At 57.8% G+C, this 8,832-nt stretch carries 6 protein-coding genes and 2 pseudogenes; 5 read left to right on the forward strand and 3 right to left on the reverse strand.

All coding sequences use genetic code 11. From position 1 onward, the window contains the following. Positions 1-6: 6 nt before the first annotated feature. Both CYD26_RS12745 and CYD26_RS12750 read right to left on the reverse strand, forming a co-directional pair. Positions 7-1,341, reverse strand: coding sequence for an MFS transporter (locus tag CYD26_RS12745; protein WP_065759584.1), 1,335 nt, complete (start codon positions 1,339-1,341; stop codon positions 7-9). A 163-nt stretch (positions 1,342-1,504) separates the two neighbouring features. After that, positions 1,505-2,461 (reverse strand): AraC family transcriptional regulator, encoded by a 957-nt coding sequence (locus tag CYD26_RS12750; protein WP_099776433.1) that lies wholly within the window; start codon positions 2,459-2,461, stop codon positions 1,505-1,507. A 130-nt stretch (positions 2,462-2,591) separates the two neighbouring features. Here CYD26_RS12750 and CYD26_RS12755 point away from each other — a divergent pair, with 130 nt between their 5' ends. From CYD26_RS12755 to CYD26_RS12770, 5 genes and pseudogenes are all read left to right on the forward strand, one after another. Next, the gene (locus tag CYD26_RS12755; protein WP_099776435.1) at positions 2,592-3,479 is read left to right on the forward strand and encodes a LysR family transcriptional regulator; all 888 of its coding nucleotides are present in this window, start codon (positions 2,592-2,594) and stop codon (positions 3,477-3,479) included. A gap of 901 nt (positions 3,480-4,380) precedes the next feature. Beyond that, positions 4,381-4,710: pseudogene (locus CYD26_RS25930) on the forward strand (HAMP domain-containing protein); the annotation flags it as partial. A gap of 132 nt (positions 4,711-4,842) precedes the next feature. Next, complete coding sequence (locus CYD26_RS25935; protein WP_371917221.1) at positions 4,843-5,568, forward strand: methyl-accepting chemotaxis protein; 726 nt, start codon at positions 4,843-4,845, stop codon at positions 5,566-5,568. Between the two features lie 326 nt (positions 5,569-5,894). After that, a pseudogene (locus tag CYD26_RS25505) lies at positions 5,895-6,253 on the forward strand (transposase); the annotation flags it as partial. Positions 6,254-6,329: 76 nt separating this feature from the next. After that, positions 6,330-8,207, forward strand: a complete 1,878-nt coding sequence (locus tag CYD26_RS12770) for an RNA-directed DNA polymerase (protein ID WP_178081710.1) — start codon at positions 6,330-6,332, stop codon at positions 8,205-8,207. A 199-nt stretch (positions 8,208-8,406) separates the two neighbouring features. On the opposite strand, the gene CYD26_RS12775 is transcribed toward CYD26_RS12770, so the two are convergent. Next, positions 8,407-8,832, reverse strand: a 426-nt coding sequence (locus tag CYD26_RS12775) for an IS30 family transposase (RefSeq protein WP_145991789.1), incomplete at its 5' end; no start/stop codon positions are given.

The raw sequence follows: 8,832 nt of genomic DNA on the forward strand, positions 1-8,832 counted from the left end.
TGGTGCTCAGGCTTTGGCGGGCAACGACGACGCCTGACTGGCGAACGGCGAGCGGCTGGCGAACACCATCATCGCCAAGGCGGCGACAGCACCCGGTACCGCGAACGCCAGGAAGTTGAGCGGCAATGGCAGTTGGACACCCAGCAATGCGCCCCCCAACAGCGGCCCGACGATGGCCCCACTGCGACCAACGCCCGAGGCCCAACCCAGGCCCGTCGAGCGGATGCCCATCGGGTAGTACTGTGCAACACAGGCATAGGCAAGAATCTGCGTGCCGATGGTGGTCGCACCGGCAATCGCTATCAGCAGGTAAAGCACCGGTGTCGGGCTTTTGAAGCCCAACAGGCTGATGGACAGGGCCGCCACCGCAAAGAACACCACCAACACCTTGTCCAGCTTGAAGCGGTCGCCAATCCAGCCACCGCCCACGGCGCCAAAGATCGCACCGAAGTTCAGTACCAGCAGAAACGCCAGGCTGGAACCCAAGCCATAACCTGCGTTGTTCATCAATTTCGGCAGCCAGGAATTGAGGGCATAGACCATCAGCAGGCAGCAGAAGAACGCCACCCAGAGCATCAGCGTGTTCAGCGCCCGACCTTCGTGGAACAGTTGCGGTACCGCCGCACCCGGCGCCTTGCCTGCGGCGGCTTCAAGCCGATCGCCCGCTTGCGGCTGATAGCTCGGCTCAACCCGCTGCAACAGTTGCTGAGCCTGCTCTACCCGGCCCTGACGCACCAGAAAACCGAGGGACTCCGGCAAAAAGCGCAAGATCAACGGCAGCGTCAGCAGCGGAATGACCGCCACATAGAACACCGACTGCCAACCAAAGGCCGGCAACAGCACAATGCCCAGCCCGGCAGACAGCATGCCGCCCACCGAGTAACCACTGAACATGATCGCGACCAGGGTGCTGCGAATTTTCTTCGGTGCGTATTCGTTCATCAGCGCCACCACGTTGGGCATGACGCCGCCGATTCCTAAACCGGCGATAAACCGGCAGAGACCGAACTCCGTAGGGTTACGGGCGAAACCGTTGAGTACCGTAAAGCCACTGAACAGGATCACGCAGAGGGTGATTGCCTTCTTGCGACCGATGCGGTCCGACAACGGGCCAAACACCAGTGCACCGAACATCATGCCAAACAGCGCATAGCTACCCAGGGCACCCGCCTGCAGCGGGGTCATGCCCCACTCCTGCATCAATGCCGGCAGCACCACGCCATAAATGACCAGGTCGTAACCGTCGAAGATGATGATCAGCGCACACCAGAACAGCACGCGCCAGTGAAAGGGATTGAACTTCGCCTGATCGATCAGGGCATTGATATCGACTGCTCGCATGGTGCGCGTCTCTTTTGTTGTTGTTATCGAAACCCGAAGGCGCAATACCCACTCGGCGCTGGGGCCTGGCGGTGTTCGCACACTCAGGTTAGGGAGACGTCGAGCATGGCAATAGCCATTTCCTGCGAATCGCTATCCAGATAGCGCAGGGGCTGACCAGGTGTCAGCGGTGGCGTTTGAAGGTCACCGAGGGCAGTTCGCCAAAGCGCTGGCGATAACTCTCGGCAAAGCGCCCCAAGTGCAGAAAACCGTAGTCCAGGGCGATTTCCGTCACGTTGCGTACGCTGCTGGCCGGATCCTGCAAGACCGCATGGATACGCTCCAGTTTGCGCTGGCGCACATACCCCTTCGGCGACAGGCCTGCATGGCGCTCAAACAGTGAATACAACGTTCGCTCACTGACCCGCGCCACGTTCATCAACTGCACGATACTGATGTCTTGATTCAGGTTGGCGTCGATGTACTCCACCAACTGCTCAAAGGAATGAGCCTGAACCTGCGGCTCTCCCCGTTGAATGTTGTTGTCCAGCAGGGTCAGCAGCTTGCTGGCGACAATACGGCCGTAGTGTTCCTGAACCTGTAACAGCGAATGGTCGGACTCGGCCTCAGCGCAGACCAACCCGAGCAAACCGATGAAACCATCCAGCGGTTGGGTCTTGTGACGGGCCGATGTGAAGCGAATGCCGCCCTCAGGCACCTGCCAGCGCTGTTCCAGGCAGGTCTGTTCGAGCAGGCTGGCCGGCAGCTTGAGGATGAACTTCTCGCAGTCGGCCGAATAGGTCAGGTCTACCGGGTCATCGGGGTTGATCAACAGCAACTCGCCTGGAACGTAAGGGTGCTCATTGCCACGGCAAGCCGAAAGACAATGGCCCTTGAGCAGGATCTGCAAGTGATACAGGCTGCCCAGCGCAGGTGAAGTAACCCGCGCCTTGCCGCCATAGCTCAGGCGACACAAGTCGAGGCTGGCGAACTTGCGATGGTTGATACTGGCCTGCAGGTCGCCAGTTCTGGGCAGGCGCAAGCAATGGCCGCCGACATGCTGATTGACGTAGTCGGAGACCACATAAGGGTCGGCGCGCTCGAATACACGGCTGCGCTCGCTCAGCAGGTGGCTGCTCATAGGCTGGCCTCGTTTTATTATTATGATGTCGATATCCACAGGGTCTGGTTATCCACAGGCGACCAGCTTGCGTTAGTCGATGTGGGCAGTCCAATATCCGTTAAGTGGGTAACCATACCTTGGAGGTATCATGGAACTGCGCCATTTGCGTTATTTCCGCGTGCTGGCGCAGACCCTGAATTTCACCCGCGCCGCCGAACAGTTGCACATTGCCCAGCCGCCGCTGAGTCGACAGATCCGCCAACTGGAGGAAACCCTTGGCGTAGAGCTGCTGGAGCGAAGCCGTCCGCTGCGCCTGACCGAAGCCGGGCGCTTCTTCCATGAACAGAGCGCCGCCCTGCTCGACCAGCTTGAACAAGTCGCCGAAGCCACCCGACGCATTGCCAACAGTGAGCGCCAGTGGTTGCGGATCGGTTTCGCACCTTCGACCTTGTACGACCTGCTACCGGAGTTGATCCGCCGACTTCGTCGTTCCGAGGATCTGGAGCTGGGCCTGCAGGAGATGATTACCCTGCAACAGGTCGAGGCCCTGAAGGCCGGGCGCATCGATATCGGCTTCGGTCGTATCCGCATCAATGACCCGGCCATTGAACAGCATGTGTTGCGCGAAGACCCGTTGGTTGCCGCCTTGCCTTGCGGGCATCCCTTACTGGGGCAGCCGCTGGACCTGGCGCTGTTGGCCCGCGAACCCTTTGTGCTCTACCCCGCCACGCCACGGCCAAGTTACGCCGACCACATCATGGCGCTGTTCGCCAACCATGGCCTCAGCGTCAGGGTAGTGCAATGGACCAATGAACTGCAGACTGCCCTCGGGCTGGTGGCGGCCGGGCTGGGGATAACCCTGGTACCCGCGTCGGTACAAACCCAGCACCGCGCAGACATCGTCTACGCACCACTGACCGAGACCTCGGCGGTTTCACCCATCATTCTCAGCCGCCGGGCTGGGGATAACTCACCCCTGCTCAAGCACTGCCTGGCTCTGATTGAACAGATGCAGGCTGTGGATAACAACGCCTGAAGCGCCAGTGGAGGGCCACCTTGCAGATGCCAAAGGATAATGGAATAACTGTTAGTTAAAATTTAAATCATACAAATCAATAACTTACAAAATCCACGCTGCACTTATAAATAGACCTGTAGTTGCGTATCGCTCTCAACTAATACTGTTCTAGTTGACCTGAATCAATACAGCATTACCGTCAGGTGGTGGTGTTGATTGATAACGCGTCGCCTGCCTGTTGCCTTCAACAAAAACCAGTACTTAAGTACATGAAAACCCGTTGAAAATGTAAGCGCACGGGCGCTCGCTCAATAGTAAGATAGGCGAATAACTATCCCGCATCCTCACGTTCGCGCCCTGTGTTATCCCATCGCTGGAAACGATCGTTAATAAACTGATTTATCAGCAAGGCACTATTGGCCGAATGAAAAATGCTTCGGCTGACGCACTGTGCACCGCGGCTCATGTTCTAGATTGCACGATTTAACTACATTGTAAGGAGCGTTTCGTGAAGTTCACTATTACCCGCCTGATGATCAGCAGCGCAACAGCACTGATCCTTGTGGCGCTGGGGCTGTCATTCTGGATTTCTCATCAGGTCAACCGCCTGGATGATCTCAGCCGACAGTTGGAAAACCTCAGTAGTGCCCAGCAAGAGGTAGAAGAACTTCGTTACCACACGGCGCAAATTCAGCAGTTCTACACCGACGCAAGCTTGACCGGCGAAAACGAGGCAGCCGCCACCGCCCATCGGCACTTTCAGCGGATGCAGGAGAAGCTGAACGAACTCAAACAGGCAATTCCAGCATTCCGCCTCGAACTGGAGGCGATGAACGCCCCGGCAGAACGGCTCGACAATGTGGGCCTGCGCATGTTCCAGGCCTACACCGGCCCCGGCAAGGAGGCTGGCGACAAGGTGATGGAAGACTTCGACCAGCGTTCGGCAGAAGTGATTCGTGCGTTCGCCGGGCTACGTGACCCGCTGTCGGCCAAGTACAAGACAACCCTCAGCGAAACCAGCGAAGTGCGTGAGTCCCTGAAGGTCAATACGCTCGTGGCCTGGGGCATAGCGTTGCTGTTGATCCTTGGCACCCTTTGGCTGATCAGCCGCCGCGTCCTGCCCCCCCTCAACCGGATGTCCAGTTCGTTACGCGATTTGAACACCGGTAATGGTGACCTCAGCCGTACACTGCGCCAGGACAACGACGATGAGATCGGTGAAGTGGTTGCGGGCTTCAATCAGTTCGTTGCCGGCCTCAGGGGCCAAATTGCGACGGTAGCCCAAGTAGGTTGCACCTTGGGCCAGTCATCGACGCACTTGGTCAATGATGCGCAAGCTGCCGAAGCGAGCGCCGAAACCTTGCGTTCGGAAGTGGATCAAGTGGCCACAGCAGTCAATCAGATGGCCGCCACCGTACAGGGCGTGGCCGCCAATGCCCAGGCAAGCTCGGCCCAAACCGGTGACGCTGATCGCCAGACGCAAGAAGCGATTGGCGTGGTGAACCAGACGATTGTCGAGATTCGTACCTTGGCCAACGAAGTGGGCCGGGCGTCCGAAGTGATTCAAACCCTGGAAACCCACTCACGTTCCATTGGTGGGGTGCTGGAAGTAATACGGACCATTGCCGAACAAACCAACTTGCTGGCGTTGAACGCGGCCATTGAAGCAGCACGCGCAGGCGAGCAAGGCCGGGGCTTTGCCGTGGTAGCCGATGAAGTCCGCACCTTGGCCAGCCGTACCCAAGCCTCGACCCAAGAAATCCAGGGCATGATCGAGCGCCTGCAGAGTGCGTCCCAAGAGGCCGTCGCAGTCATGCAGGAAAGCCGTACCTATGCCGAAAAAGGTGTCACGCAGGCCGAAATAGCCGGTCAGGCACTGGTGAACATCAGTACCTTGATGGCCTCGGTATCGGGGATGAGCTTGCACATCGCTGAAGCGGCTCGCGAGCAGTCCATGGTCAGCGATGAAATCAACCAGCGGATCAGCAGCGTGGCGAATGTCGCCGGCCGTACCGCAGAACTGTCTGAGAGCACACTGGCCAGTGGCCGAGCGGCTGGTGAAGACGCTCGACGGCTGGATGAAATTGTCAGCCAGTTCAAGCTCTAGGCCGGTCTGAAACACGCGAGCAGCGTTGGTAAGCAACGTGTGGGATGAAAATAAAGTTTCATCCTAATACTGAGAGCAGAAGGAAACCACGACGCGCGCCTAATCACTATAAAAATCTTTAAAATTCAATCATTTAAGCGGCTTACAAACATGAGAAGGTACTTCGCTAAGTCTTTGCTAGGATGACGACCAAAAGCCTTAAAGTACCATCCTAATTTTCGGCCAACCTCGAAAAACGCCGAAAACGTGAAAATAAAGTTTCATCCTTTCCATGGGCGACCGCAAAAACTGAGTGCAACACCCGACCTTTCCGGTGCGGTTTTGCCATGTTTTACGAACTCAGCGTCGAAGAACGCTCCACCCTTCAGGTCGGCCTGCTACGCAGGCAGCAACCTACGTGCCATGGCCGGAATGCTCAACCGCTCTTCGACGATCAGCCGCGAGATCCGGCGCAATCGCGATGCCCAAGGTACGTACACCACCCTACATGCCCAGCGGACCATGCGCAGGCACCGATTGCCCTGCCGGCCCCGAAAGAAGTTGGCTCCCGGAAGTGAACGGTTTGAATTGGTCGCCTATCTGCTGCAACAACGCTTTTCACCCGAGCAGATTGCCCGCAAGCTTCGCCTCACCACCCAGCTTCAAAGATGCATACGTCTGCCGCGAGACGACCTACAACGAGATCGCACCCCGCCAGTCGGCGAGCTGCCTTGATGCTGGTCGCAATCGGCCTGTACACAACAATTTAAGGACTACACGCAATGAAACAGGAAGCAATCGGCACTTGGCAGCATGTGACCTTGGCGGATCTGTTTTTTGCATTCAGGAAGGCCAAGGCTGATTGCTTTTTCGAGCGTTCCATCTGCATTGCCAGCCAGTTTGCCGAGTATGAGCAGGACTTGGCGAGCAGGCTGACGGCCTTGCTTGCCAGCTTGCAGGCTGGGCAGGTGGCTGAGGTACTGATACAGAACCTGGGGATAACGCGGGTGGTGGCCAAGAAGCTGGTCACTGCGCCGATGAAGGGCGCGGCACCCGACGGACACGGCTTTTTCTCTGATCCTGCCCGTGCTTTTGATCGCTTGTGTGCCTCGCATGAGCTGACGCCGGAGTTTCGACTGATTGGCGATTTCCCGGTCGATATGCACGTCTTATCAGCGCTGTGGATCAACCTGGTTGGCCACAGGTTCGACGCAGTGCTGCCCAAATCAGCCTATGGTTCGCGGCTGCGCCGCTATCGCCCCGAGCCTGGTGCACCCAAAGGCAGCGTGGGGGATTACCATCTGGAAGCGGTGGGCTCCTTCCAGCCTTACTTCGGCCCTTACAAGGAATGGCGCAGTCGAGGCCTGAAGGCTTTGCGCACCGAGCTAGAAGCTGGCAACGCGGTGGTTGCCATTTCGATGGACCTGAACAGCTATTACCACCGGATCGATCCTGCCTTTATAGCCGATAGTCGTTTCCTCGCCGAAAGCGGCATCGAACTGTCGGAATGGGAGCTCGACTTCACCAAGGCGTTCACTGCCGGGCTGGTGGAGTGGTCCAAACGTATCGCGGCCCAGATGCACGCGCTGGGTTGCAGCAAACGAGAGGTCACGGTTGGCGGCCTGCCCATTGGCTTGTCCATTTCGCGTGTGGTAGCCAACACCCTGCTGGTTGGCCTGGACCGGGACATAGAGCACGGCCTGACGCCGGTCTACTACGGGCGTTACGTGGATGACCTATTTCTGGTACTGCGCGACCCCGGCAATCTGGTGTCGGCTGAGGATTTACTGGCCTACTTTGCTGCGCGAACACGCTGCTTTCCGGCCCCTAGCGCGGTCAAAAACGGCCAGATCTTGTTGAACCTGCCTGGTGGATTTCAAGGCAAGACCAAGTTGCTGCTGCAACAGAGTAAACAGAAGGCCTTTTTCCTGCAGGGGCACGGTGGTATCGACTTGCTGAGCAATATCGAGTCGCAGATCCGCAGTGTTTCCAGCGAGCGCAGGCTGATGCCGTCACCGGATCGGCTGGAGTCCATGGCGTCTGCCAAGGTGCTGACGGCTGCTGGCCACGCAGCCGAGGAGGCCGATACGCTGCGCCGTGCAGACGGCTTGTCTGTGCGGCGGCTGGGTTGGTCTGTGCAGCTGCGAGCGGTCGAGACCCTGGCCCGCGACCTGCGCGAAGACGATTGGCAACAAGAGCGTAAGCAGTTTTATGCGTTTGCGCACAGCCACATCCTGCGTCCGGACAAGATCCTTGACCACCTGGACTACCTGCCACGCTTGCTGTCTCTGGCCGCTGCCCTCATGGACTGGCCGGATGCGCGGCGACTGATTGAGTCAACCATGAGCGCCCTCAACGCACTGCAAGCCAGAACAGAGTCTAGAACGGTCAAGGTCAACGGGATTAAAGCCAATAAGGTCACCGAAAGCCTGTGGAACGGCCTTCGGCAGACCACGCTGGACTTGGCGCGGGACGCCGTTCTTCGAGCGCTACGCTGGAGTCACAGCAAGGGCGAGATGCGGCCCAGAGTGTGTAAAAACGCCCGGACATACGGCGGCCTCAAGGAGCAAGTGCAACAGCTAGTTAAAAAATCGGAGCGCGCTAATTCCGAAATTGAACGAGATGCCGCCTCCGAAGCATCGCGATCGTTTGGCGTCTGAGCGAACTGAGCCATCCCGACTAAGCACGATTTTCTTCGCCAAGCCCCTGCCCAAAATCTCCTCCTCGGTCGCTGAAACTGCGGCTATACACACCCCCCCCGGCATCGACGATGTAGCGGCCTGAAATGGCACGATAGCCGCCCTCCTTATGGGGCATCCAGCAGGCTAGCCAAGCTGGGGGAGGGTTTGCTCTTAGCAGTCAATTTATTGTTGTAAGCTTATTGGTCGCTGAGAGCTGAAGATAATCTACTAGCACCTCAACTGGGAACTTCCAGCCCAGTGTCTGCCGAGGGCGCGTATTGAGCAAATCAGCGATTTCATCCAGTCGCGCTTGCGTCACTAGAGAGAGATCTGTGCCTTTCGGGAGATACTGACGCAACAATCCGTTCGTATTTTCATTGCTACCGCGCTGCCAAGGCGAATGTGGATCGGCGAAATAGATCTTCATCCCCGTTCGCGCCGTGATTTCGGCATGGCGGGCCATTTCGCTGCCTTGATCATGTGTCATGGTTTTTAGTAGTGATGGGGCCATCCGCGACATCTCCCTTACAATGGCTTCCGCCGCCGCTTCAGCGGTGGGGGCTTCAAGTTTGGCGAGGATTACATATCGGCTTGTGCGTTCGAC

This window comes from Pseudomonas sp. FFUP_PS_473, from assembly GCF_002858665.1.
In the GTDB taxonomy this organism is placed as follows: Bacteria; Pseudomonadota; Gammaproteobacteria; order Pseudomonadales; family Pseudomonadaceae; genus Aquipseudomonas; species Aquipseudomonas defluvii.

What these genes read in the sequence shown, in the direction of transcription:
- CYD26_RS12750 (WP_099776433.1), bottom strand. Translation starts at nt 2,461, where the DNA reads ATGAGCAGCCACCTGCTGAGCGAGCGCAGCCGTGTATTCGAGCGCGCC.
- CYD26_RS12770 (WP_178081710.1), top strand. Translation starts at nt 6,330, where the DNA reads ATGAAACAGGAAGCAATCGGCACTTGGCAGCATGTGACCTTGGCGGAT.
- CYD26_RS12755 (WP_099776435.1), top strand. Translation starts at nt 2,592, where the DNA reads ATGGAACTGCGCCATTTGCGTTATTTCCGCGTGCTGGCGCAGACCCTG.
- CYD26_RS12745 (WP_065759584.1), bottom strand. Translation starts at nt 1,341, where the DNA reads ATGCGAGCAGTCGATATCAATGCCCTGATCGATCAGGCGAAGTTCAAT.